Annotated in this window: 22 protein-coding genes, 2 pseudogenes and 1 CRISPR repeat array; of the genes and pseudogenes, 19 read left to right on the top strand and 5 right to left on the bottom strand. The window is 70.4% G+C overall.

Annotated elements, in window-relative coordinates:
* Nucleotides 1–67: 67 nt before the first annotated feature.
* A CRISPR array of direct repeats spans nucleotides 68–523; the repeat unit is 29 nt; unit sequence GTCCTCCCCGCCGATGCGGGGGTGTTCCG.
* Between the two features lie 105 nt (nucleotides 524–628).
* From VT50_RS36015 to VT50_RS35975, 10 genes and pseudogenes are all read left to right on the top strand, one after another.
* Nucleotides 629–1963 (top strand): putative antirestriction adenine methyltransferase, encoded by a 1335-nt coding sequence (locus tag VT50_RS36015; RefSeq protein ID WP_046084588.1) that lies wholly within the window; start codon nucleotides 629–631, stop codon nucleotides 1961–1963.
* Nucleotides 1964–1965: 2 nt separating this feature from the next.
* Nucleotides 1966–2868: a ParB N-terminal domain-containing protein gene (locus VT50_RS36010; RefSeq protein WP_079343968.1), complete on the top strand. Its 903-nt coding sequence runs from the start codon at nucleotides 1966–1968 to the stop codon at nucleotides 2866–2868.
* A 27-nt stretch (nucleotides 2869–2895) separates the two neighbouring features.
* Nucleotides 2896–3429 (top strand): hypothetical protein, encoded by a 534-nt coding sequence (locus VT50_RS36005; RefSeq protein WP_053048874.1) that lies wholly within the window; start codon nucleotides 2896–2898, stop codon nucleotides 3427–3429.
* A 23-nt stretch (nucleotides 3430–3452) separates the two neighbouring features.
* Nucleotides 3453–4298 (top strand): annotated as a pseudogene (locus VT50_RS41515) (terminase large subunit domain-containing protein); the annotation flags it as partial.
* Between the two features lie 334 nt (nucleotides 4299–4632).
* The gene (locus tag VT50_RS41510) at nucleotides 4633–4920 is read left to right on the top strand and encodes a phage terminase large subunit family protein (protein WP_420822261.1); all 288 of its coding nucleotides are present in this window, start codon (nucleotides 4633–4635) and stop codon (nucleotides 4918–4920) included.
* 1133 nt (nucleotides 4921–6053) lie between these two features.
* Nucleotides 6054–7562 (top strand): hypothetical protein, encoded by a 1509-nt coding sequence (locus tag VT50_RS35990; protein WP_143645324.1) that lies wholly within the window; start codon nucleotides 6054–6056, stop codon nucleotides 7560–7562.
* A 435-nt stretch (nucleotides 7563–7997) separates the two neighbouring features.
* Nucleotides 7998–9110: a hypothetical protein gene (locus tag VT50_RS35985; protein WP_143645323.1), complete on the top strand. Its 1113-nt coding sequence runs from the start codon at nucleotides 7998–8000 to the stop codon at nucleotides 9108–9110.
* 110 nt (nucleotides 9111–9220) lie between these two features.
* Nucleotides 9221–9295, top strand: a pseudogene (locus tag VT50_RS41110) (hypothetical protein); the annotation flags it as partial.
* On the top strand, nucleotides 9281–9850 hold the full coding sequence (locus tag VT50_RS35980) for a WD40 repeat domain-containing protein (protein WP_338058383.1): 570 nt from the start codon (nucleotides 9281–9283) through the stop codon (nucleotides 9848–9850). The pseudogene VT50_RS41110 and the gene VT50_RS35980, both read left to right, overlap by 15 nt.
* An 89-nt stretch (nucleotides 9851–9939) precedes the next feature.
* On the top strand, nucleotides 9940–10164 hold the full coding sequence (locus tag VT50_RS35975; RefSeq protein ID WP_079343969.1) for a hypothetical protein: 225 nt from the start codon (nucleotides 9940–9942) through the stop codon (nucleotides 10162–10164).
* Nucleotides 10165–10253: 89 nt separating this feature from the next.
* On the opposite strand, the gene VT50_RS35970 is transcribed toward VT50_RS35975, so the two are convergent.
* Nucleotides 10254–11396: a hypothetical protein gene (locus VT50_RS35970; protein WP_079343966.1), complete on the bottom strand. Its 1143-nt coding sequence runs from the start codon at nucleotides 11394–11396 to the stop codon at nucleotides 10254–10256.
* 128 nt (nucleotides 11397–11524) lie between these two features.
* Here VT50_RS35970 and VT50_RS35965 point away from each other — a divergent pair, with 128 nt between their 5' ends.
* Nucleotides 11525–11968, top strand: a complete 444-nt coding sequence (locus VT50_RS35965; RefSeq protein WP_046091169.1) for a protein-tyrosine phosphatase family protein — start codon at nucleotides 11525–11527, stop codon at nucleotides 11966–11968.
* A gap of 26 nt (nucleotides 11969–11994) precedes the next feature.
* Here VT50_RS35965 and VT50_RS35960 read toward each other — a convergent pair whose 3' ends face one another.
* Together VT50_RS35960 and VT50_RS35955 are read right to left on the bottom strand one after the other, a co-directional pair.
* Complete coding sequence (locus tag VT50_RS35960; RefSeq protein ID WP_079343965.1) at nucleotides 11995–12351, bottom strand: DUF4333 domain-containing protein; 357 nt, start codon at nucleotides 12349–12351, stop codon at nucleotides 11995–11997.
* 261 nt (nucleotides 12352–12612) lie between these two features.
* The gene (locus tag VT50_RS35955; RefSeq protein WP_079343964.1) at nucleotides 12613–13449 is read right to left on the bottom strand and encodes a polysaccharide lyase family 7 protein; all 837 of its coding nucleotides are present in this window, start codon (nucleotides 13447–13449) and stop codon (nucleotides 12613–12615) included.
* Nucleotides 13450–13914: 465 nt separating this feature from the next.
* On the opposite strand from VT50_RS35955, the gene VT50_RS35950 reads away from it, so the two are divergent.
* Nucleotides 13915–14667: a GNAT family N-acetyltransferase gene (locus VT50_RS35950; protein WP_079343963.1), complete on the top strand. Its 753-nt coding sequence runs from the start codon at nucleotides 13915–13917 to the stop codon at nucleotides 14665–14667.
* Nucleotides 14668–15073: 406 nt separating this feature from the next.
* Here the strand turns inward: VT50_RS35950 and VT50_RS35945 are convergent, their stop codons facing one another.
* Entirely contained in the window at nucleotides 15074–15715 is a 642-nt protein-coding gene (locus VT50_RS35945; protein WP_046090702.1) for a CatB-related O-acetyltransferase, read from the bottom strand.
* A 224-nt stretch (nucleotides 15716–15939) separates the two neighbouring features.
* On the opposite strand from VT50_RS35945, the gene VT50_RS35940 reads away from it, so the two are divergent.
* The 4 genes from VT50_RS35940 (at nucleotide 15940) to VT50_RS35925 (ending at nucleotide 19643) form a co-directional block, all read left to right on the top strand.
* Nucleotides 15940–17550 carry an FG-GAP and VCBS repeat-containing protein gene (locus VT50_RS35940; protein ID WP_158083246.1) on the top strand — a complete coding sequence of 537 codons (1611 nt, stop codon included), beginning with the start codon at nucleotides 15940–15942 and terminating at the stop codon, nucleotides 17548–17550.
* Nucleotides 17551–18009: 459 nt separating this feature from the next.
* On the top strand, nucleotides 18010–18450 hold the full coding sequence (trxA, locus tag VT50_RS35935) for a thioredoxin (protein ID WP_046090704.1): 441 nt from the start codon (nucleotides 18010–18012) through the stop codon (nucleotides 18448–18450).
* Complete coding sequence (locus VT50_RS35930) at nucleotides 18443–19090, top strand: histidine phosphatase family protein (protein ID WP_046090705.1); 648 nt, start codon at nucleotides 18443–18445, stop codon at nucleotides 19088–19090. The genes trxA and VT50_RS35930 overlap by 8 nt, the downstream gene beginning before the upstream one ends.
* Nucleotides 19091–19217: 127 nt before the next feature.
* Nucleotides 19218–19643 (top strand): OsmC family protein, encoded by a 426-nt coding sequence (locus VT50_RS35925; RefSeq protein ID WP_046090706.1) that lies wholly within the window; start codon nucleotides 19218–19220, stop codon nucleotides 19641–19643.
* Here the strand turns inward: VT50_RS35925 and VT50_RS35920 are convergent.
* Nucleotides 19618–20241 (bottom strand): hypothetical protein, encoded by a 624-nt coding sequence (locus VT50_RS35920; RefSeq protein WP_046090707.1) that lies wholly within the window; start codon nucleotides 20239–20241, stop codon nucleotides 19618–19620. The genes VT50_RS35925 and VT50_RS35920 overlap by 26 nt on opposite strands.
* Before the next feature lie 235 nt (nucleotides 20242–20476).
* Here VT50_RS35920 and VT50_RS35915 point away from each other — a divergent pair, with 235 nt between their 5' ends.
* From VT50_RS35915 to VT50_RS39430, 3 genes are all read left to right on the top strand, one after another.
* Nucleotides 20477–21253: an IclR family transcriptional regulator gene (locus VT50_RS35915; protein WP_046090708.1), complete on the top strand. Its 777-nt coding sequence runs from the start codon at nucleotides 20477–20479 to the stop codon at nucleotides 21251–21253.
* Between the two features lie 110 nt (nucleotides 21254–21363).
* A complete protein-coding gene (locus VT50_RS35910) occupies nucleotides 21364–22212 on the top strand; it encodes an SMP-30/gluconolactonase/LRE family protein (protein WP_240529448.1) in 849 nt (282 codons plus the stop codon).
* Nucleotides 22213–22351: 139 nt separating this feature from the next.
* A complete protein-coding gene (locus tag VT50_RS39430) occupies nucleotides 22352–23188 on the top strand; it encodes an SCO2400 family protein (RefSeq protein WP_420822260.1) in 837 nt (278 codons plus the stop codon).
* The last annotated feature ends 105 nt before the right edge of the window (nucleotides 23189–23293 follow it).

Genomic DNA, 23293 nt, shown 5'->3' with positions numbered 1-23293 from the left:
TGGCCGTCGATACACCACTCCAGCGGACGTGACCGTCTTTGGAGGCGGACTGCCGGGAGGTGTAGCCGTCCTCCCCGCCGATGCGGGGGTGTTCCGGCAGAGCGGCTGCGCTGACCCATCTGGGCAGGGTCCTCCCCGCCGATGCGGGGGTGTTCCGCTGAGCCGCCAACCGGAAACGGTTGACCTCCTGTCCTCCCCGCCGATGCGGGGGTGTTCCGAAGGCGAAGAGGAATCGCGAATGCTTTTGCGGGTCCTCCCCGCCGATGCGGGGGTGTTCCGGTAGACCGGGGGAGCGAGACACGGCGCTCGCTGTCCTCCCCGCCGATGCGGGGGTGTTCCGATCGAGGGTGTCCTGTCGCAGGCCCTGACCCGGTCCTCCCCGCCGATGCGGGGGTGTTCCGTCTGAGGAGACGACCCTCGTGGCCATCAGCGGGTCCTCCCCGCCGATGCGGGGGTGTTCCGCAGCGCGAACACGATCACTTGGGACCACCTCGGTCCTCTTCGCCGATGCGGGGGTGGACTGGCCTTCGGTGCGCCAGGTGAGGAACACGCTTCCATATATAGATGACATCCTTGATAGATGTTGTGCGCTGTCGTTCCTCTTATCGCAGTACCCAGGAGGCAAGAGATGTTCCAGGGCACCATCCCGGGCCCGATGCGCGCCATCGTTCGTGAGACCGCCGGAAGGTGGCCGCGCGGAGAGGTCTACGTCCCGTGCTGCGGAAACTTCACGATCGAGCGCAGTGTGGCTGGCATGGGCTTCGCGCTCCACTCCTCGGACGTCTCGATCTACACGACGGCCATCGGCCGGTGGCTCACCCGCCAGCCCGTAGGCATCCGGCTGCGCGAGGAGAGCAGAGACCACCTCGGCTGGCTGGCTTACTCCCTGGATGACGGGGTGGGAACGGTCGCCACACTCATGCTCGGTACCCGCTTCCTCGCCAGTGTGGGCCGCGAAGGACTCTGGCACGAGCGGGTGGTGCGCTCGTACCGGGAGCAATGGGAGGCCAAGCACACGGAGACGGTGCAACGGCTCTCCGGTTCCGATGTCGAGCTGGCCTCCTACGAGGTCGAAGATGTTCGCTCGTGGCTCCAGAAGGTGCCCCGCGACGCTCCCGTGTGTTCCTTCCCTCCCTTCTACGGAGGGGGTTACGAGAAGCTGTACGAGCCGCTGAACGAGCACTTCGTCTGGGACGCCCACGAGTACGAGCCGCTTTCGGATGCCGATGTGGTGGACGTCCTCGGCGCGATCACTGACCGGCCCTACTGGCTGACCGCTTCCAACCACAACGTGCCCGACCTGCATCCCTACCTGCGCGGCGTCATCAAGGCGACCCCGCGTGCTGCTCCCTTCTACGTTTACGCCAGTGAGGCGCCCACCCGGATTGTCACGCCGCGCCAGCCCATCGAACCGGTCAAGGCGCCCCGGCTGCGCCGCGGTGACGAAGTGGTCGGACCGATCAAGCTGGCGATGCTCAAGCCCGGCCAGTTCAACGCGCTGCGTTCCCGGTACCTGAACCCGCGCATCGCACCAGGAGCAGCCAACCTCGCGGTCGCGGTCAAGGACGGTGCCGGACGCATCCTGGGCGTGTTCGCGCTGGCCCCCAGCAGCTACACGCCGGACGAGGCGTACCTGCTGAGCGACTTCGCTGTCGCACCAACCGACTACCCGCGCCTGTCGAAGCTGGTGGTGCTTGCCGCCACGAGCTCGGAGGCGCAGCTCATGTGCCAGCGGGCGTTCTCGCGCCGTATCCGGGCGGTGTCCACGACGGCGTTCAGCGACAACCCGGTGTCCATGAAGTACCGCGGGTTGCTGCGGCTGACCAAGCGCGGCCCCTCGAACGAGGACGGCTGGAAGTTCCAGCTCCAGTACCAGGGGGCGATGGGTGAGCACTCGCTCGCCGAGGCCCTGGAGAAGTGGGCGAAGCGGTGGGGCGCCCGGACGACGCAGACGGAGGTCTGATCATGGAGGAGACGACACCGCTTGCTCCGCCACAGATGGTGCAGGGCGACCCGCGCACGCTGACGCTGTTGGACTTGAACGCGCGGTTCCTACCACATGAGCAGTTTCGGCAGCTCGTTGCGAACATCCAGCGCGATGGGTGCCTGACTTCGACGCCGCTGGTGTGGAACGACGGGGACAGCGGTCGTCTCATCGTGCTGTCGGGCAACCATCGCACGCTCGCTGCGATCGAGGCCGGACTGGAGGAGATCTGGTGGATGCAGATAGACCAGCCGCTGCCCCGCCAGCGGCAGATCGCGCTCCAGCTCTCGCACAACGCGATCGCGGGCCAGGACGACCCGGCCATTCTGAAGGAGCTGTACGAAGAGCTGGAGTCGGTGGAATGGCGGCAGTACACCGGCCTGGACGACAAGACGCTGGATCTCCTGGAGAACGTGGATGTCGCTTCTTTGGGTGAGGCGAACCTCGACTTTGCCAGCGTGCAGTTGATGTTTCTGCCCGACGAACTGGAGCGCGCCGAGGCGGCCTTCGACGCGGCCCGGGCCACCGGCGCGGCTGATCAGCGGTGGGTGGCTGGACTGGAGCAGTACGAGCCGGTGCTGGACGCGATGGAGACATCCCGCGCGGCGTACAAAATCGGCAACAGTGCAACCGCGCTCGGCGTGATCCTCGCCGTGTTCGAACGACACCTGGCCGAGCTGGCCGAGGGCTGGTTCGACGCGGCCTCGGGTGAAGCCCACCGCGGCGGAACCGCGCCACTGGAGACGGTGTTCGGCGTGCGGGAGGTGCCGGTGGAGACGGCGGCCGCGATCCGCGCCGCGGTCGACCGGCTGGTGCGCGAAGGGAGCGTGCCGGAGAACGAACCGTGGCGGGCACTGGACGTCCTCGCTGCACGGGAGCACTAGAGACGCCCGCTGGCGAGGAGGTGAGCGGTGGCTGAGAGCCCCGTGGAGCCATGGGAGCGGCAGAACGGGGAATCGACCCAGGCGTTCGAGGCATTCGCGGCCTACCGCGATCTGGGAGCGGCACGGAGTGTAGCGAAGGTTGCGGGAGAGTTGGGTAAAAGCCGCACGCTGCTGTTTCGCTGGTCACGGCAGTACGCGTGGGTGATGCGGGCGGCGGCGTACGACCGCGAGCAGGACCGGGTGTTCCTGGCAGAGCAGCGGCAGGCACGACGTGACATCGCCCGTCGGCACGCCAGGATCGCTCAGGCCGTGTTGGGTAAGGCTGTGGCGCGGCTCCAGGCTCTCGACCCGCGCGAGCTGTCTGTGTCCGAGCTGTTGCGCTACTTCCAGGTGGCGGCCGAGATCGAGCGGCGGGCGGTCGGCGAGGAACCGGCCGGGGCTGGCACGGACGTGGACGAACAGGGTACGGATGCCGCTGCCTTGACGGATGAGGAGCGCCGGGCCCGGATGGATCAGCTGCGGCGGGAGCTGGAGCGTCGGCTGTCGGAGGGCACGCGGTGAGCCGGGGGCGGGCCAAGCTGCAGATGATCGCCAGCCTGGCGGATCCCGGGGTGATGAGCCTTGAGCAGTTGAAGGCTGAGGTCGCCGAGCTGGTACGGGCTGATGAGCTGTCGGCGCGCCGGTGGGCGTGTGAGGTGCCGGACTGCAATGGGTTGCCGCATGAAGGCTGGTTGCACCATCACGCGCGGGCGGCGCAGCGGCGGCCGTCGTGGCTGTGGACGGTATGGATGCTGCTCACCGGCCGCGGCTGGGGGAAGTCGCGGACGGCCGCGGAGGCGGTTCGGGATTGGGCGGATACACCGGGACTGCAGATCGCGGTGGTGGCGAAGAATGCCACACTGGTGCGGGACATCTGCTTCGACTCCCCGAAGTCAGGGCTGTTGTCGGTGTTCCCGCCCGAGGACGTGGCGAAGTACAACTCGTCGCTGGGCGAGACGACGCTGCGGCTGAAGAACGGCACGCTGATCCGCGGCTTCGGCGCGGAGACGCCGGACAACCTGCGCGGCTGGGCGTTCGACAAGGCGTGGTGTGACGAGTACGCGGCCTGGTCGCGGCACACAGCGCAAGAGGTCTACGACATGCTGTGGTTCTGCCTGCGCGAGGCGGATGCCCCGCAGGTGGTGGTCTCCACGACACCGAAGCCGCTTCCGCATGTGAAGCGGCTGGTTGAGCGGGGTCGGGCGCAGGAGAAGGCGCAGCGGGAGGGCGGGGAGCCGCCGCGCGTGGTACTCACGCGCGGGCACATGCGGGAGAACGACGCGAACCTGAGCCCGGCGGCGCGGGCGGAGCTGGAGGAGGAGTACGCAGGCACCAGGCTGGGGCGGCAGGAGCTGTCGGGCGAGCTGCTGGAGGACGTGGAGGGCGCGCTGTGGCAGGGCTGGATGCTGGAGGTCGAGGGTTTCCGCCCGAGGCCGGAGCACCTGCCGGACCTTCAGCGCCTGGTCGTGGCGGTGGATCCGGCGACCAAGAGCCACGAGAACGCGGACATGACCGCCTTCACCGTCGCTGGACGTGGCTGGCCGGTGGAGTCGATGTTCGGTGATGACCGGCCCCGCGGGTATCTGCTGCACGCGGAGCAGGACCGGTACACGCCGACGCAGGCGATGAAGCGGGCCGCGAGGCTGTATCACGAGCACCGCGCGGACTGCGTGGTCATCGAGGCGAACAACGGCGGCGACTACCTTGCCTGCCCTGTTGGAGCAGGTGGACCCCACGGTGAACTGGAGAATCGTGCACGCCACGCGCGGGAAGCGGGCGCGGGCGGCCCCAGCCGCCCAGTTGTACGAGCAGGTCCGGGTGTCGCATGTCGGTTCGGCTCGGCTGTTCGCAGAGCTGGAGGAGCAGATGACGACGTTCGTCGGCCAGGGGGAGACGGAGGACTCCCCGGACCTGCTCGACAGCGCGGTGTGGGCGCTGTGGGACCTGTTCCTTGACCCGACGATGCCGCCGCCGCGAGGCGGGGACGACCAGCGGCTTAGTGGGCGTCGGTAGGTATGAAGCGCATTTGAGCAGGATGGCGCTGTGAGTCCATCGCTCGGGCGGTTGATACGACTGGGGCGACGGGGGTGATGCTCGCTGGCCTGGCGGGCGCAGTCCACTATGGGGCTGAGCCCGCCGGGCCACGGTTCAGGCAGAGGCGTCGTCGTTGTCGCGCATGAGGCGGTCCAGGCTCTGGCGTAGACGCCTACGGATACGCTGCTTTACGCCTCGCCAGACCACGCGCGCCTTGGCGGCATAGTTGACAGCTTGGTCTCTCCACCAAGCCAGGATCGGCGCGAGTACCACAACCGCCAGTAGGAGAGCCAGCAGGAGAACCCAGAGCGGTGGAAGCTGCTGGCTTTGGAACGGGTGCACTTTTGGGTACCTCGGTGAGTGATGGGCGGCGGCCTGCCTCCCTCTTACTCGGTGAGGTCAGGCAGCAGACGCACGCATGTGGAGTGGGGCCAGAAGATTGCTGGCTGTTGTGGGGGCGCGAGGAATCCGTGGCGCCGCGAGGCGCATCACTCCGCATGGTGATGTCTCAACGCGAGGGATGGCGTCGGTGAACTCGTAGTGGACGGTGCCCAGGATCAGTTCCAGCAGATCGCGCAGACAGATGATCCACTTACTGAGGGTCGCCTCCTGCTTCTGCAACATTCGATCGATGCATTGGCATGTATCGGCTGGCCGCAGACGCGGTTGACGAGGCTTGACGGCGGCAGTGATGCCGGGAAGCCGTGTATCGGCTTCCACCGTGGTAAGTAGGCGTCCAGTCAGTTCGTCAGCGGCGCGACCGTAGTTTCGCAGATGCGAGATCGAGTTGCGCTCTCACACGAAGCGAAGGAGCGCGCTCATCACGCGACTAGATTCAAGGGTGCGGTTGTTCCTACCCCACACGTGGGGCGTGGGTCCGTCGATGATTGCGTGGGCGCCTACGCCGACGTCCAGGAGTCTGGTCGCGGAGACGAAGCGGGCCTGGGCGATGACGATTTGCATGGCCCGGACGTCGGATTCTGACGGTTTCATGGCGCGTGAGGGCTGCTCATCCGAAACCGCCATGGCCGCTCCACGACCGACCCACTGAGGGAGCGAGCGTATAGAGGCGGCCTCACCGGACATACGGGTCACGATACTGCAAGGCTCGTGTGCTGTCCGACGAGTTTGGTGTCATTCCAATGGGCGTAGGGGCTGAGCTTCCTGGAGTGGATGTGGGCCTGCGCCAACTCGTGATCGACGCCTGGTCGTGGTTGCGCTACAAGCCGGTGATGGCCGAGGCCCACAGGCCGGGGAACAATGCGTTCCCGGAGCTGGCGGCTACGTGGTTGCCTGCGGAGGAGCTGCGAAGGCTGGCCGCATACAAGGTGCTGTCGGCCTACGACAACAACCAGGCGGGCCAGTTGGCGGCTGCGTCCGGTGATGAGACGGCGATCGAGCGGCGGGAGTTGGGGGACGCCGCGAAGCTCGTGGATACCGCGCTCGGCTACCTGCTCGGCTCGGAGCAGAAGATCGCGGTGGAGGGCGCGGAGCACGCCGAGGCCGAGGTGCCGAAGCCCGGGGCGACGGAGGCCGCCGCGCTACAGGAGCGGCTGCGGACCTGGGCCGACAAAGAGCTGCTGACGCTGCGCATCCAGCAGGCCGAGCGGCCGGCGGTGCTGCTCGGGGACAGCGTGTACGTGCTGGCATGGAACCCGGACAAGCAGCGACCGACGCTGAGGGTGTACGACCCGGGCTTCTACTTCCCACAATGGGAGGACGAGGACGCCGACTTCCCCTCGCGTGTGCACCTGGCGTGGGAGCTGCCCGAGGACCGTGAGGCGGGCCTGCAAGCGCGAATGCGGCGGGTGACGTACGAGCTGGGCCCGGTGTCCGAGGACGATGAGTCGTTGGTGCGGCAGTACTCGTGGAACCCCGGACGTCCGTCGAATGTGACGTGTTACCTGACGGATGCGGAGTGGCTGCTGGAGGACATCAAGCGGGGGCAGACGCTGGACCGGCTGCCGATGGACAAGGCTAGCTTCCGGGTGCGGCCGGACGGCACGGAGCTGAATCGGCTGGATCTGATGATCGACTTCGTGCCGGTGGTGCACATCGCGAACACGATCCCGGACGGTGGGGAGCACTGGGGCCGGTCGGTCCTCGCGCGCGTTCCGCAGGCGCTCGATGAGCTCGCGGCCACTGACTCGGACAGCTCGGCAGCGTCGGCGACGACGGGCACACCGATCATCGGGCTCGCGGGGGCACGGCTGCCCGTGGACCGGGCGACAGGCAGGCCACAGGAGCTTCAGGTGAAGGCCGGTGCGGTGTGGCAGCTCGGCGAGACGGGGCGTATGGATGCGCTGGACACGTCGCCGCAGTTGGCGGAGCTGCGGGCGCGGGTGGATCACCTGCTGGAGCGGATCGCGGCGAACTCGCGGGTGACGGCGGCAGGACTCGGCACGCTGGACGCGACGGAGGTGCCGTCGGGGTACGCGCTGAAGTTGGCGCTGGGGCCGCTGGATGCCTTGGTGGGGATGATGCGGCTGGCCCGGGAGCACAAGTACAGGTTGCTGTTCAAAATGGTGCAGCGGCTGTATTCAGGCCGGGCGGGCGGAGGGCTGGACGGACGGGGACTCGCGTCCGGCGCGGCTGTCGTGGGCGCCGCACACACCGACTGACCGGGCAGCGGTACTGGAAGAGGGCGTCCAGGCGTACGGGGCCGGGGTCATCTCTCTGGAGACGGCGGTGGCGATGTTGGTTGACGCGGGCTACCCGATCAAGGACACGGCGGAGGAGGTGGAGCGTATCCGCGCGAAGGCGCAGGACGAGGCGGCAGCGCGGATGGCTGAGGCAGCGGCCCGCGGTGGGGACGCGGATCAGGAGTCGGAGAATAAGGAGAAGCCAGCGGAGAGTGACGCTGGAGGAGATGGAAAATCGCCTAAGGGTAGCGACGGGCGGCCTGTGCCATTTGGGTTCGCGTCTGCCAGCGTGCGGCACTGGGCCCTGTCGCCTACTGCTTCAGTAAGTTGAAGAGCCCTCAACGTGAGTGGGGGTACCGTTACACTCCGGGCGCAAAGCCACTTGCGTAGGCCGGAAGGCAGCTGTGAGGTGTGATGTCGGATCTCCCGCGCAGGACGACGCTCAGCCCGGCCGAACTCTCCGAATTGGTCGATTTCCTGGACGACTACACCACGGACATCCTCGGTGCCTTGAGCATGGGGATCGGGTCTCTCGCAAGCGTGTTGACTCCCTCGGCGGTGACGTGGCCGCATGCGTTCCCGGAGATCGACAGGTCGACCGCAGAAGAGATGGTGCCGGAGCTTCGGTCCTTGCGGAAGTCCGTCTACCACGCCGGGCATGCCGCGCTCGATCTCCCGGACGACCTCGTGCGGGCGGCCGAGGTCGGGCGTCAAGTACTCGAGAAGCTGCACGGGGTCCCGGTGACGTTGTCCGGTGAGGAGCGTCGGCGGGTCCCGAACGTCACCCAGCAGGGCGGGCCGCGGAGCACCGACAACAGCGTGGTTGGTGGAACGCATCGGAACTTGATTCAAGCTGGCAGCATCGCTGGAGGCGTTCACGTTCACCCGACCGTGGGCGACGACATCGGCGACATGGAGGACCCGATCGTCGTCGGCGTGGAAATCCATCCGCGCGCCTGGCACGCGGACCTCATCGTGGACGCCGACCCGCCCCGTCCCATGGCGCCGAGCGGCAGCGTGTACGTAGTGACGCTGCAGGCGCGGACCGCGCGAGCGGTGATCCTGCACCGGGCCCGGTCCGTGATCGTTTCTCGCCGCCAACCGCGACGGGCGTGCTACCGGGCCCACATTCGCGGACCTCTGGAGCCGAGGAAGTTCTCCGTCGACCTTGACGCGGGCCAACCGGAGTTGAGGCCCGAGGGGGTGGATTTTCCCCTGACGATCAGCTCCGTTGATCCGGAGCAACTCTGGATCGAGCCGGCGGTGGGTGCTGAAGAGGTCGGGTGGCGGCTGGAGATCGACTGGACCTGCCTCGAGCATCATGGAACAGCCGTTATCGACTATGGCGGCGATCCGTTCGAAACGTATCCTCCTGAAGTCCTGTTCACGGAAGGGGGCCGGCCCTCCCGGCTGCGCACGGGCTGCAGCCTCATCCAACATGAGCCGGACTGCCCCGCGCTGCACCTGCCGCAAGACGTCAAGCCCTTCGTCTACGGTCCTGTGGCCCCGCATCGGGCACACGGCTGACCTGGCGAGCGATCGAACGCCAGGCGTCGTGGGGCAGACAGCAGTTTGACGACAGGCCCTCTGTGGGACGCGGCCACTGGTGAGGTGGCCGGGGGCCGCTCAGGGGGCACACCTGCGGAGTTGACGCGATGGCCTTCTCTCCCTGCGGCGGCTTTCTCGCCACCGCGGGCATGGACCGGACCGTGCGGCTGTGGGATCCCCACACCGGTGACGCGCTCGGTGATCCGCTCATGGGGCACACCAGTGGCGTTGACGCCGTGGCCGTCTCCCCCGACGGCGAACTCCTCGCGAGCGGAGGCGGGGATGAGACGGTGCGGCTGTGGAGTCGTTCCACCGGACGCCACGTCGGTGCGCCGCTCACCGGGCACCGCGGTGCCGTCCGCGGGGTGGCGTTCTCCCTCGACGGCAGGCTCCTCGCCACGGCCAGCTGGGACGACACCGTGCGGTTGTGGAGCTCCGCCACCGGCAGACCCTTCGGCACGCCCTTGAGGGGCCACCGCAACGCGGTCCGGGCGGTGGCCTTCTCCTCCGATGGCGGTCTGCTGGCGAGCGCCAGCATGGATCGCACGGTGCGGCTGTGGGACCCCACCACTGGTCGGCCGGTCGGCCCACCGCTCTCGGGGCACGACGGTGGCCTCAGGGCGGTCGCGTTCTCACCTGCCGGGCGGCTCTTGGCGAGCGCCAGTCGCGAGACGGTCCGGGTGTGGGCGGTACCGGCGTCAGCCATGGCCTCCAACTGACGGAGTCTGGGCTCCCGTTGTCCCTTGTGCCGGCCGGGTGGGCGGGAGCCGACGGCTGCGGGTCCGGCGTGGCCTTCTACACTCACGGGATGAACAACAACACGTGCACCCACTGCGGCACCGTCGGTCTGGTGGAGGGTTTCATCGAGGACGCCGGCGAGCACTCGCGCGGGTACGCGCGCTGGATCGAGGGCGCGATGGAGCGGGGGTTCTTCGGGGGTGCCAAGCGGACGGGGCGGCCCCGGCGGCAGATTGTGGCGTACCGCTGCCCCAAGTGCGGGCGGCTTGAGCTGTTCGCCGCCGACGAGGTGTAGTCGGCCGCCGTTGGCCCGGTCGCCGTTGGTTCCGGCCGCTATTGGTCAGGCCGTCGTTGGTCCGGAGGCCGATGGTTCCGGCGCCCGCGTTATCCGTGCTGCTCGTGGCGGTGCCACTCGTTGCCGCCGTCGCGAGAGATCCATAGCCCTTCGCCGTCCACCAGGCCGTACGTTGCCGTCGTCGCGTCGGCGATGCCGTAGAGCGTCGCGCCGTCGACGGTCAGCGAGGTGAATCTCGCCGGTGTCTTCAGCGGGTGGAAGGCGGTGTTGGTGCGGTCGTCGGCGAGCCAGTAGTGGCCGCCTTCCTCGCCCACGAGCAGCCGTCCGTCCGCGAGCGATTCCAGGACCAGGGAGTCCGGGCCGCGCTCCAGATCCCGCCAGGGAATTCCGCCGGAACGGAGCGTCCGCCAGCGTTTGCCGCCGTCCGTCGTCAGCAACAGGCCGCGCACGCGCTCGGCCCGGGTGAGGGACAGCGCCGCGGTGCCGCCCCGCGCGGTGAGGGTGCCCCCGGCGTACGGCTTCGGGACGGCCGTGGAGCCGAGGGTGTGGCCGTCGCGCTGCCGTACGACGCGGTCGGGGTCGTCGGTCAGGGGCTGGTCCAGGCTCCAGACCGTGCCGTGTTCGTCGACGGCGAGGCGGATGGCGTCGTCCGGCACTCCGGCCGGGGGCGCCACGGTGCGGGTGGCGGGGCGGTAGATGAGGCTCGGCTCCAGTTCGGAGAGCAGGATGTCGCCGGGGCGGGCGCGCAACGGGGTCTCGGTGATGACGGCCTTGTGCGGCTTGCCGCGTACGTCGAGGGCGTACGCCCCCTCCGCTCCCTCGCCAGGCGGCACTTGTACGAAGCCCCCGCCCGCCCCCTTGAACTCGGGCGGCGTCTCCTCCGGGCCCCCGTGTTCCGCGTGCTCGGCGACCGTATGGCCGTCGGGGCCGACGATGCGCCAGGCGGTGGCGGCCGGTCCCTCGTCGTCCTCGACATTGCTGGCGTCGTACGCGAGGAGCAGCGAGCCGTCGTTCGCTCGGACCGCGCCGGTGGGTGCCCCGGCCGCCTCGATGACATCGGCGGGGCGTGGGTGAGGGTCTTCGATGACGCTTCTGTACCTCGCCTCGCGGTCCCCGGAGTCACTGTCGTCGGCGCCCATCGCGCCGCAGGCGGGCAGCGCCAGCGCCGCACTCGCCGCGGCCGTCAGCCCGACCGCCCGCATCACGGTCCCGCGCTTCTCCAGCCATGCCATCGCCACATCCTCACATGACCCAAGTCCTTTGCGGAAAGGGCGAATCGCGTCCAGAGTGTGCGCATGTACGAGGACACCGACGCCGTGCCGACCGTGGTCGGGCGCTTGGGGAGCGGGGGCTGGGCCCGATGAGTGACGCACCGCTGACGGGTGCCCTGCGGCTGCCGGACGGTTCCTGGGTCCGGGGGCGCGGTCTGCGGAACCCGCGGCCGGAGGGGCCATTGCCCGGGTACGGGCTGTATCTGGGGTCCGCTCGGCTGCGCCAGCGGCATGACGGGGGGCTGGGGTGGGAGCACGCGTGGGTCGAGTGGCCCGACTTCCTGCTGCCCCGCGACCGCGAGCTGGCCGTACGGCAGATCCGCGCACTGCACCAGCGCGCGCGGGCGGGCACGCCCGTCGAGGTCGCCTGCGGGGGCGGTGTCGGCCGGACCGGGACCGTCATCGCCTGCCTGGCCGTCCTGGCCGGGGTGGCCCCCACCGACGCCGTCACCTGGGTGCGCGCCCACCATCACCCCAGAGCGGTCGAGACGCCGTGGCAGCGGCGCTGGGTGGCTCGGTTTCCGGTCGGCTGAGGTGCGTACAGAGGGGCCGGTGGCCCTCAGTTCGCAGCCGGGGAAGCGGTGTCGTCGGCCTTGACGTCAAAGTTGATCTGGTCGTCATCCACGGAGGTCACCTTGACCGATACGCCCAAGGTGCTGCCGTCGTCCGCTGTGAGCTTGCACCTGGTGGTGTTGCCGACCTTGCCGACGAGGTCCTCCGGACAGGCGATGTGGGGCTTCGGCCGGCCCGTTGTGGCGGCGAGCTTTTCGGAGACTGTGGTGGCCAGTTTGTCCGCGGACAGTTTCGGCGTGGAGTTTCCGATGCTGACCGAGCCCGAGCAGCCGACGAGCAACACGCCGCCGGCGGCTACGGCCGAGAGGATCGACGCCGCCGCGGACAACCGGGTTGTGGTCATGGTGGCCTCCGGTCTGTGGAAATGACAAGAAGAGGCCGGAAGCATACTTGGCAGAGGTGCTTCGGGTGTGTCGGAGGGGCGGCTGAAGTGTGAGGGAACCAAGCGAAGTGGTCGGCTTTCGGAGGTTCCTGGCTACATTGACCGCATCCCTGAAGTGGCCGGGGTCTTCAGCGGCCAGCCGTCCTGGCGGTGAGAGGGCCTGGCGGTGCGAAGGCCCGGCGAGAAGGCCCGGCGGCCGTCTCGGCCGCCGGGCCCTGGGGCTCAGCCGTGGGAGACGGTCAGCCCGTAGAAGCCGACCCGTGCGCCGTTCGTCGTGCTGTCGGAGGACGACTGGTTGTACGAGCCCGCCTTGAAGTACTGCTTGTACGGGAAGAAGGACGACGGGATGTCGTAGTGGGTCGTACTGCCGTTGACCGTCAGGTCGATGGTGTCGCCGCCCGAGACGCCGATCGTGTAGTTCCACGTCTTGCCGACCGATACGTGGCCCACGTCGTGCAGTGTCTGGCCGCCTTCGGGGGAGTTCTCGGTGCCGAGGACGATGTCGCCGTTGGAGCGGTAGTACAGCTCGACCAGCGGCTTCGTGGAGGAGCCGCCCGAGCCGAGGTGGATCTGGCCGACGCAGACGTTCTTCGTCACCGACACCACGCGCAGCGTCGCCTGCAGCTTGTGCGAGCCGCTGAGCGACCAGTCCGCGGCGCTGCCGTTGCGGTTCATCTCGCGCAGTTCGGAGCGGGCGTAGTTGGAGTTCGGGGTGGTGACGCCCTTTTCGGGCGCCCAGAACGTCATCGCCCCGTCGCGCTTGTCGGTGTAGAAGTAGTCGTCCTGGAACCCGTTCGCCCCCTGGAGCCTGGACGAGGGGATGGTCGTCGGCTTGCCCGGGGAGCCGACCGGCTCCTGGAGCTGCCACACCGAGAGGTCGAAGTTGCCGCCCGGCGCCTTTGACGGGTCGGCGAAGGCGGACTTGGGGGACGCGGCTTCGGGGGAGGCGGCCTTGGGGGACGTGGTGTCGGGGGAGGCGCCGGCGGGGCCCGCGAGGGCCAGACCACCGATGACGGTGGTCACGGCCGCCAGCGCGGTGAGCAGCCTACGGATGCGCATGGGAATCCCTTCCCGTTGGGGGGTTGGTATGGACCGCGTGTCCATGTATATGAAGTTGGTGTTTCGTTGTGAACGCCGAGATGTGACGGAACGGTAGAGTCGTGGTGTGTCCGCGTCAATCCTCTGCGTCAATCCTTTGACCAAGTTCGGGGGGTTCGGAGGGCCGGGGGCCGGGGGGCTGCTGTAGGCGTACTGGCGCGCCACCTCGCGAAAACCATGTGTCACCCGACCACGCCGTGCGCTATGTTCCGCGTGGCGATTCCGCTCTCTGCTCGCTGTCAACGCTTACCGTCAAAGCTCTCCGTCAAAGGACTGAAGCCCATGGACTCGGCGTCCCCCAGTGGCCGCCGTCGGCACTGAACGATCGGTGCCAACCACCCGTCTCCTCACGGCGGCCCCACGTATCCGTACACCGCTTCCTTCCGCGGCGCCTGCCGCCGCGTTGATCCGTGAGGTCACTTCACCATGGGCACTACTGACGTCCAGAGTTTTGCCGTAGCCAACCTCCGCCGCCGCCCCGTGCTGATCGAAACCGGGGGCTTTGTGGCGGGGTTCGACCCCGGCACCACCAGCCCGTACATCAACTACGCGACGCCGCTTCCCGGAGCCCGGCCCACCGCCAGGGAGGTCCTGGAGCTGATCAAGGCGTTCCAGATACGTGAACTCACGCCGCGGCTCGAGTTCGCGCCGGACGCCGCGCCCGCCGTGGAAGCCGTGCTGCGGGAGGCGGGGTTCGGTGTGGAGGCCACGCATGAGTATCTGGTGTGCACACCGGAACGGCTCGCGCGGGGCATGGCGGCGGTTCCGGTGGCGGTTCCGGCCACGGACGAGGACTACCGGGCGATTGACGCCGCGCTGTCGGAGGCGTTCGCCAGTGCGTTCACCGCCTCCGAGGAGGGGGCGGCCCGGCTGCGCCGCCTCCAGGAGGACGGGGGCGCGGTGCGGTTCGTCCGGGCGCCCGACGGGGGCTGCGCCGGTGCGGCCACCTGCTCGGCTCCCGCCGTGGGCACTGCGGAACTTGCGGGCGTGGGCACCCGGCCCGCCTTCCGCGGCCGGGGCATCGCCGCCGCGGTCACCGCAGCGCTGACCGGGACGATGTTCGCCCGGGGAACCCGTTCGGTCTGGCTGGAGTACTCGGGCGAGGGCTCCCGCCGTGTCTACGAACGCGTGGGTTTTCGGCCGCGGGGGACTCGTCTGTACATGCGGCTTGAGGGCTGACGTGCTGATGTGATGTAGGGGGTGAGGGAGGGGCGGCCCACTCATGGGGCGCCCCTTGTCCCCGCTCGGGTCGGGCCCCGTTCGGGCTGGGTCTTGCTGCCCCTGCTCGGGTCGGCTCCCGCCCCGCTCGGGGTTTGCCGCCCCAGCTCGGGCCGGACCTTGCCCCGCTCGGGCCCCGGGGCTACGGCGTCTTCGGCGGATCTTTGCCGCTCCGCGTCCTCCCCCTCCCGCGGCGTCTTCCCACGGCGTCGATGTGCGGTTTCGCCGCGTGGCGGGGCTTCGCCCCTGGATCCGGGGGCGGGGTCTGGGGCGGAGCCCGGTGGGGTCTGGGGCGGAGCCCCAGTTGGGGGAAGGGGTGGGGAGGGGAACAGCCCGCCGCAGGCGCCAAGCCCCGCCCGGACACCCCCTACCCCGGAGCCGCCGCCTCCAACTCGTCCACACTTCCAGCCATGATCGTGCGGATATGCCCGGTGAGATGCTCGATCGGCCAGTCCCACCAGGCCAGGGCCAACAGCCGAGCGATGTCCCCGTCGTCGTAGCGGCGGCGGATGAGCCTGGCCGGGTTGCCGCCGACGACGCCGTAGTCGGGAACGTCGTCCACCACCACGGACCCGGCGGCGATGACCGCGCCGTGGCCGATGCGCACGCCGGGCATCACCATGGCCCCGTATCCGAACCAGACGTCATGGCCCACCACGGTGTCGCCCCGCCCCGGCAGGCCGGTGATCAGGTCGAAGTGGTCGGCCCACGAGCCGCCCATGATGGGGAAGGGGAACGTGGACGGGCCGTCCATGCGGTGGTTGGCGCCGTTCATGATGAACCGCACCCCTTCGCCCAGCGCGCAGAACTTCCCGATGACCAGCCGCTCCGGCCCGTAGTGGTACAGCACATTGCGGGTCTCGAACGCGGTGGGCTCATCCGGGTCGTCGTAGTACGAGAACTCCCCGGCCTCGATCAGCGGCGAGGTGATCAGCGGCTTGAGCAGCACCACCCGTGGCTGCTCGGGCATCGGGTGCAGCACGGTCGGGTCGGCGGGTACGGCCTGCATCGCGCATCGCCCTTTCTCGTCCAGGGACCAGGGCCAGGCCACGGCCAAGGGCCAGCGGCCAAGGGCTGGCGGCCAGGGGGTAGAGGTCATGATCGCAAGAACGGCGCCCGGTGTCGCGTGTATTTGGCCGGGGCGGCCACGAGGCAACCCGAGCGCGCTCCTTGGAGTCCTTGAGCGGTGAAGCCCTGTCCGCGCCCGCCCGATCCGCCTTGCGAGGTGTCGCCGTGCGTTCGTCCGTTCCCGTTGTTGCCGTAGCCGTGTCCGCCCTGCTGCTCGCCGGGTGCAGAGAGGGCGGCCACGAGGGGCGGCGGCCGGGGGAGGGCGCCACCAAGGGGGCCGCCGGTGCCCCGCTCGGGGACTTCAACGGCGACGGTTACGACGACTTCGCCACCGCCATCCGCCCCACCAGCGCCTCCCGGGGACCGCTGCCCGCCCGGCTCGCGGTGGTCTACGGCGGGGTGCACGGCCTCGACCCGCGGCACCGTCTCGTCGTGAACGGCCCCGAGGACGACTACGTGGGACCCCTGCTGCGCGCCGATCTCGACGGGGACGGATTCACCGACCTGGTGACGGGGCGCTTCCGGCACGGCAGTTCGCCGCGGGCCGAGCGGACGGGGGAGACGGTGGTGCTGCGCGGCGGCCCCCGAGGTCTGGCCGCACCGCGCCCGCTCGGCGGCGGCGCGGCCGGGTTCCTGGCACTGGCGGTGGGGGACTTCGACGGGGACGGCGCGGCCGACCTGCTGGCGTCGGCGGCGGACGGCCGGGGTGACGGCCGGGACGACGGCGAGGGTGCCGTACGCGTGCTGTACGGGCCGTTCGGCACCAAGCCGCACTCCGGCAAGCCGCACCCCACCCGTACCGCCCCGCTCCCCGGCGGCCCCAGCGGCCCCACCGACCGGCCCCGCCGCGCCGCACCCGCCACCGCCACCGCCGGTGACTTCAACGGCGACCACCGCACCGATGTGGTGCTGACCTACCGCTACGGCGTCGGCCAGGCGGATGAGCCACAACGCGCGGATGCCCCGAAACCCCGCGACACCACCCCCCTGGACACCTCCTTCGACACCCCCGTCGCCCACTACCGGGGCAGCCCCAGGGGCCTGGTGCGGGACAAGCGGCCCGAGGCGCGCCTGGCCCACGCCCTCGGTACGGAGGGCGGCCCGCGCGAGCCCGCGGCCGGGGACGCCGACCACGACGGGATCGACGATCTGCTCGCACCCGGCCAGGGGACCCTCGGCCCCGGCCGCCACCACGGCTCCGGACGGCTGACCGTCGTCCACGGCGCCAAGTCCGGCCTGGGGAGGGGGCGTACGGATCTCACCGTCGATCAGTCCGGCCCGGGCATGCCCGGTGACGCACGGCGCGGCGACGGCTTCGGCGGCTCCCCGGCCGTCGGCGACGTCACCGGCGACGGCCGCCCCGACCTCGTCGTGGCCACCCCGGAGAAGAACAACGGCAACGGCAGGCTCACCCTGCTGCCCGGTTCACGGCACGGGCGTGGCGGCGAGTACGCCCCCGACCCGGCCGAGAGCCCACACCGGGAGCAGGGCACGGGGCACGGCCGGGGGCACGGCGGGGAGCAGCCCCTGGACCTGGACACCCCGGGCGTGCCCGGTCGGCACACCCCGTACGGCTTCGACGCCTTCGCCCCGCAGCCCCCGCTGCTCGACGTCGACGGGGACGGACACGACGATGTGATCGCCGCCGCGCCGGGTTACGGCCACGGCAGGACGGGCGGCTTCTGGGTCTTCCGGGGCACCGACGATGGGCTCTCCACGAGGCGCATACGCCACTTCACCCCCGCCGACCTGGGCATCCCCTTCCGAACGGCCTAGCGGGGAGCGCGGCGGATCGTGACGCCTGCGGCGAGCTGTTCCGCTCCCCGCCCCTTCCCACAACTGGGGCTCCGCCCCAGATCCCTGCCGGGGCTCCGCCCCAGACCCCAGGTGCCGCACCGGGGGCTCCGCCCCTTCCCGCGGCATCGGTATGCGGCTCCGCGGCGTGGTGGGGCTCTGCCCCGGGCTCCGGGGTCGGGTCCAGGGGCGGAGCCCCGGTATCGGGAAGGGGCGGGGAGGGGAAAGATCGACAGCGGCCCCCACCGCGTGGCCCGCCGGACACCCCGCGGCCAGCGCTCAAAGCAGCCGTAAGACCACCGTGCCCCCCGCCACCGGCGCGGAGTCGGTCCCGCAACCGGCGCGGAGTCGGCCACGTCAGCGGTGCGGAATATCGGCGGGCGGTGGTGGGGTTACCGTGCATGTGGCATCTGCCGACGTACGGAAGCGGGTAACGCAGGCATGAGCACTAGCACCGTCGAGCTCACCAAGGACAACTTCGACGAGATCGTGTCCGGGAGCGAATTCGTCCTGATTGACTTCTGGGCCTCCTGGTGCGGGCCGTGCCGGATGTTCGCGCCCATCTACGAGAAGGCCGCCGAGCGCCACCAGGACCTGCTGTTCGCCAAGGTCGACACCGAGGCCCAGCCCGAGCTGGCCGCCGCCTTCGACATCCAGTCCATCCCGACGCTGATGATCGTGCGGGAGAACATCGCGGTCTTCGCCCAGCCCGGCGCCCTCCCCGAACCAGCCCTGGAGGACCTGATCGGCCAGGCTCGCGACCTGGACATGGATACGGTGCGCGCCTCCATCGCCGCCGCAGCGAACGAGAAGCACGCCATCGACGAGGAGAAGCAGCAGGGCGTCTCGGGCGAGGAGAAGGCCTCCGACGACCGTGGCTGAGCTGCTGCTGGTCCGGCACGGCGAAACCGAGTGGAGCCGGTCGCACAAGCACACCAGCCGGACCGATCTGCCCCTGACCCCGCGCGGTGAGGAGCAGGCCCGCGCCCTGCGGCGGGCGCTCGCCGCGCGGAAGACCGGGCTGATCCTGGTCAGCCCGATGGACCGGGCCGTGCGGACCGCGCGGCTCGCCGGGCTCGAGGACCTTACGCTCGAGCCCGACCTGCGCGAATGGGACTACGGCGGCTACGAGGGCATCACCACCGACGAGATCCACCGCACCCGCCCCGACTGGGACCTGTGGACCGACGGCGTGCCCTCGGCCGGTCCCGACCACCCCGGCGAGTCACCCGAGCGGATCGGGCACCGGGTGGACCGGGTGCTCGCCCGGATCGCCCCCGAGCTTGAGGCGGCGGACGGCGCCGATGTGGTGCTGGTGGCGCACGCCCACGTCCTGCGGGTGCTCACCGCCCGGCGGCTGGGCCTGCCCCCGTCCGCCGGTGCGCTCTTCCGGCTGGACACCGCGACCGTCAGTCGACTGGGAACTGAGCACGGTCGCCCGGCCGTGGTCGCCTGGAACGTAGGCTCGGAGGCGATCTCCGGACGGGGTGCCACTGCGAGCGGTGGCACCCCCGACGGCTGATCGCCTCTGACCCACATGTCACGTCCAGCCGTGTCCGCCCCCGACGGGCGGACACGGCTCGTCGAAATACCGAAGCACCCAAAGACCCACAGACCCACAGACCCACAGGAAGCAGGGAACAGCGAGCATGGCTACGACGCGCACCGCGCACACCGTCTGGCAGGGCGATCTGGCCGAGGGCAAGGGGACCGTCACCTTCGACTCCTCCGGCATCGGCGAGCAGCCGGTCTCCTGGCCGTCCCGCGCCGAGCAGGCCAACGGCAAGACCAGCCCCGAGGAGCTGATCGCGGCGGCCCACTCCAGCTGCTTCTCGATGGCGCTCTCGCACGGCCTCACCCAGGCGGGCAACCCGCCCACCCAGCTGGCCACCCAGGCCGAGGTCACCTTCCAGCCCGGCACCGGGATCACCGGTATCCACCTCACCGTCGAGGGCACCGTGGCGGGCCTGGACGAGGCCGGGTTCACCGCGGCTGCCGAGGACGCCAAGAAGAACTGCCCGGTGAGCCAGGCGCTCGCCGGTACGGAGATCACGCTGTCGGCGAAGCTGGCCTGACGTCCTCCACACGCTGCAGCAGTCCCCAGGTGAACTCCGCCACGTAGTGGCGGAGTTCACCGTTCCCGGCCTCCGGCGCGTCGAAGGCGAGCCGCCACCGGGTGGGCGCCGAGCCCTCCATGGGCCGCGCGGGCGCGAAGGCGCGCGCCACCTCGTCCACCGTGCAGGACCAGGGCAGCAGATCGGCGGCCGTACGCAGCCGCGGCCCTGGCGCGCCAGGAGCGCGCACCAGCCACTCGTTCCACACCGCCCCGTTCGGCGCGGTCAGCACCTCGAACCGCAGATCCGGCCACAGCGGTACGGACCAGCTCAGCGCCTCGCAGATCAGATCGCCGATCCGGCGGGTGGCGGTGGACTCGGGCGGGCCCAGCACGGCGCGGTAGCGGGCGACCGCCGAGCGTCGCCGCGGTGAGCGCTGCATGGCCTGCCAGCGGCGGTTGGCCTCGCGCATCACCGCACGTCCGAAGCCCAGCTCGCGCAGTGCGTCCTCGACCAGGCCCGGCTGATGGTCGGCCATCCGGCGCAGCAGTACGAGGACGAAGGGGAAGGGGGTGGGGAACGAGTCGGGCTGGGCGAACGGGCCGGGCGCGGAATCCATGGCTCCTATCGTGGCGTACGGGTGTGGCCCTGTGGTTCACGAGCGGTGTGTGGTCCCGTGATTCACGGGTGGCGTGTGGTCCCGCGGCCCACGGGCGGTGTGTGCTCCGCACAGCGGCCCTTTGCCGGACCATTGCCGGGGGAAGTCCCCTCCGCATAACCTGTGTTCGCGATACCGGCCACCGGCCGGAATCTCGAACGCTTGCCATCTGAACCAGAAGGGGAGGGCGAGCACTATGGGACGCCTGGTGCCCGCGGTGACACGGGCTCTGGACATACTCGAGCTCTTCCTGGACGGGGACGGCACCCTCTCCGCACCCGAGATCACCCGTCGGCTCGGGCTGCCCCGTACGACGGTCCATGAGCTGGTGACCACTCTGGCCGCCCGTTCCTATCTGGTCCAGGTGCCGGACCAGCCCGGCCGCTATCGGCTCGGGGTGCGGCCGTACCAGCTGGGCAGCCGCTACGCCGAGCAACTCGACCTGGCCGCCGAGGGCCAGCAGGTGGCCCGGAGCGTCGCGGAGACCTGTGACGAGACCGTGCATGTCGCGATCCTCGAGGGCATGGACGTCATCTACGTCGCGAAGGTCGACTCCACCCACGCCGTCCGGATGGTCTCCGCCGCGGGCCGCAGGCTGCCCGCCCACTGCACCTCGGTCGGCAAGATGCTGCTGGCCTCCCTCCCGGAGGACGCCCTGGCCGCACGGCTGCCGAGCGATCAGCCGCTGGCCGCGATGACGGACAACAGCATCACCTCCCCCGCCGAACTCCGCCGCCACCTCGCCACCGTGCGCGAGCGCGGCGTCGCGGCCGAGCGGCGGGAGTCCAATCCGGATGTGAACTGCGTGGCGGCCCCCGTACGGGACTCCACGGGGAGGGTGGTCGCGGCGCTGTCGATCTCGGTGCCGACGATCCGCTGGAGCGATGCGCGCCAGGCCGAGCTGGAGGAGCTGGCGGCCAAGGGCGCGGGCGAACTGTCGGTGCGGCTTGGACACCGGAGGCGGGACATATGAGCAGCCCACGCAGCCCACGCAGCACGAACGACACGCGCAGCGCACGCGACACACACAGCACACGTGGCACGCGCAGCACACGCCGCACGCGCCCATCGCTCGAGATCGCGGTGCGCGCGAGCGCCGTGCTCGGTGAGGGACCCACCTGGGACGCCGCCGCCCAGCGGCTGATCTGGGTGGACATCCTCTCCTCCCGCGTCCACACCTACGCCCCCGCCACCGGCCGCCGCACCACCCTGGGTACCGAACAGCACGTCGGCGCGGCCAAGCCCCGTACGGGTGGCGGCCTGGTGGTCAACCTCCGCGACGGCATCGGGGTGTACGGGGCGGACGGCGGCTTCCGCTGGCTGCTGCGCGAGGCGGTCCCCGGCCGCCGGGGCAACGACGCCGCGGTCGCGCCCGACGGCTCGCTCTGGGCGGGCACCATGCGCTACGACGAGGGGGCCGGAGGCGGCACGCTCTCCCGGGTCGGGGCCGACGGCTCCCATGCGGAGTTCCTGTCGGAGGTGACGGTCAGTAACGGCATCGGCTGGAGCCCGGACGGCCGCCTGATGTACTACGTCGACACCCCCACCCGCCGTATCGATGTCTTCGACGTCGCGGACCCGGACCCGGACGCCGATGGTCCGGTGGTCTCGGGGCGGCGGCCGTTCGCCGAGGTCGAGGAGGGTGCGGGCTTTCCGGACGGGCTGTGCGTGGACGCCGAAGGCGCGGTGTGGGTCGCCCTGTGGGACGGCGCCGCGATCCGCCGCTACGCCCCTGACGGGACACTCGATCGGGTGGTGGAGCTGCCGTTCCCGCGCCCGACCGCGTGTGCCTTCGGCGGTGCGGACCTCACCGATCTGTATCTGACCTCGGCACGCGTCGGACTCGGCCCCTCCGCACCGCCGCTCGCCGGTTCGCTGCTGGTCATCCCGGGAGCGGGCCGGGGTCTTGCGCAGCCCACCTTCGGCGGCTGAGCGGGCGCGTGCGGACCCCGGCTGTCGCCGGTTCGCGGGGCAGGGGTCTGACGAGGGCTTTCTTACGGTTCTTTGCACAGGATCCTCACACCCCGCGTCCTGCTGACCTACCCGTTGGTCACATAGCCTTCCCGGCGGAATGGATTACTGCTCTCCCTGCCGCCGCCATCTCAACGGTGCCGTCTCCTGCCCTGGATGCGGGAGGCCCGTCGAGGACCTTGGGCTGCCCTCTGCCACGGATACGGATACGGATACGGCGTTGCATACGTCGGACGAGGGGAGCGGCGCGGCCGGGGCGCGCTCCACACGGGCGCAACGACGGACACGCCGCCGCACCCCCCACGCGTCCCGCGCCTCCGCCGCGACCGGGACCCCCGGCACCACCGGTGATTCCGGCACCACCGAGACCCCCAGTGCCAACCACGCCACCCGCGCGTCGCGTCGGAAGGCGAAGTCCCGGGGCCTCTTCGGCCGCCGCGCCCGTCGGGCCCGCCGGGGCCGGGGACGCCGGGTGGCGATCCTGGCGTCGGTGCTCGGCCCGGTGCTGGTCGCGGTGTTCGTGGCCGAACTGGCCACCGAGGGGCACTGGCGGGAGTCCTCCCCGCCGCACAGGCGTCAGGAGCCGGTGGCCGACCGCGACGGCGGGGTGACGGAGTCCGCCGAGACGGACGCCCCGGACCGGACCAGCCCGAGCGCGGGCCCCTCGGCGACGGACGGCGAGGACCGGGACCGGTCCAAGGACGAGGACAACAAGAAGTCCAAGGGCGGCGGCAAGGGCGACACCTCGCCCGACCCGGACGGCGCCTCGTCCTCCGACCCGTCGGACGACTCGCCCTCGACCCCGGGCGGCTCCGGGGCCACCCATCGGCCCACCACCCCGCAGAAACCGAGGCCCACCTCCCCGGCGACCGTCCCGCCGACGCCGACCCCGACACCCACGGAAACCTGCCAGCGCTTCCTGTGGTGGTGCACCTAGCGGCTACCGCCCAGCCGCATGTAACGCCTACAGCGCGAGCCGTCCCCCACCCCGCCCCAAAACGGGCCCCCGCCCCGGCCCCCGGACCGGGGCTCCGCCCCGGGG

Origin of the sequence: Streptomyces antioxidans, from assembly GCF_000968685.2 — a bacterium.
GTDB classification, from domain to species: Bacteria; Actinomycetota; Actinomycetes; order Streptomycetales; family Streptomycetaceae; genus Streptomyces; species Streptomyces antioxidans.
Note: the sequence above shows the minus strand (reverse complement) of the source record. Positions and strands in the feature narration are given on the sequence as shown.

What these genes read in the sequence shown, in the direction of transcription:
- VT50_RS36015 (WP_046084588.1), top strand. Translation starts at nt 629, where the DNA reads ATGTTCCAGGGCACCATCCCGGGCCCGATGCGCGCCATCGTTCGTGAG.
- VT50_RS36010 (WP_079343968.1), top strand. Translation starts at nt 1,966, where the DNA reads ATGGAGGAGACGACACCGCTTGCTCCGCCACAGATGGTGCAGGGCGAC.
- VT50_RS35985 (WP_143645323.1), top strand. Translation starts at nt 7,998, where the DNA reads ATGTCGGATCTCCCGCGCAGGACGACGCTCAGCCCGGCCGAACTCTCC.
- VT50_RS35980 (WP_338058383.1), top strand. Translation starts at nt 9,281, where the DNA reads ATGGACCGGACCGTGCGGCTGTGGGATCCCCACACCGGTGACGCGCTC.
- VT50_RS35975 (WP_079343969.1), top strand. Translation starts at nt 9,940, where the DNA reads ATGAACAACAACACGTGCACCCACTGCGGCACCGTCGGTCTGGTGGAG.
- VT50_RS35970 (WP_079343966.1), bottom strand. Translation starts at nt 11,396, where the DNA reads ATGGCATGGCTGGAGAAGCGCGGGACCGTGATGCGGGCGGTCGGGCTG.
- VT50_RS35965 (WP_046091169.1), top strand. Translation starts at nt 11,525, where the DNA reads ATGAGTGACGCACCGCTGACGGGTGCCCTGCGGCTGCCGGACGGTTCC.
- VT50_RS35960 (WP_079343965.1), bottom strand. Translation starts at nt 12,351, where the DNA reads ATGACCACAACCCGGTTGTCCGCGGCGGCGTCGATCCTCTCGGCCGTA.
- VT50_RS35955 (WP_079343964.1), bottom strand. Translation starts at nt 13,449, where the DNA reads ATGCGCATCCGTAGGCTGCTCACCGCGCTGGCGGCCGTGACCACCGTC.
- VT50_RS35950 (WP_079343963.1), top strand. Translation starts at nt 13,915, where the DNA reads ATGGGCACTACTGACGTCCAGAGTTTTGCCGTAGCCAACCTCCGCCGC.
- VT50_RS35945 (WP_046090702.1), bottom strand. Translation starts at nt 15,715, where the DNA reads ATGCAGGCCGTACCCGCCGACCCGACCGTGCTGCACCCGATGCCCGAG.
- trxA (WP_046090704.1), top strand. Translation starts at nt 18,010, where the DNA reads ATGAGCACTAGCACCGTCGAGCTCACCAAGGACAACTTCGACGAGATC.
- VT50_RS35925 (WP_046090706.1), top strand. Translation starts at nt 19,218, where the DNA reads ATGGCTACGACGCGCACCGCGCACACCGTCTGGCAGGGCGATCTGGCC.
- VT50_RS35920 (WP_046090707.1), bottom strand. Translation starts at nt 20,241, where the DNA reads ATGGATTCCGCGCCCGGCCCGTTCGCCCAGCCCGACTCGTTCCCCACC.
- VT50_RS35915 (WP_046090708.1), top strand. Translation starts at nt 20,477, where the DNA reads ATGGGACGCCTGGTGCCCGCGGTGACACGGGCTCTGGACATACTCGAG.
- VT50_RS39430 (WP_420822260.1), top strand. Translation starts at nt 22,352, where the DNA reads ATGGATTACTGCTCTCCCTGCCGCCGCCATCTCAACGGTGCCGTCTCC.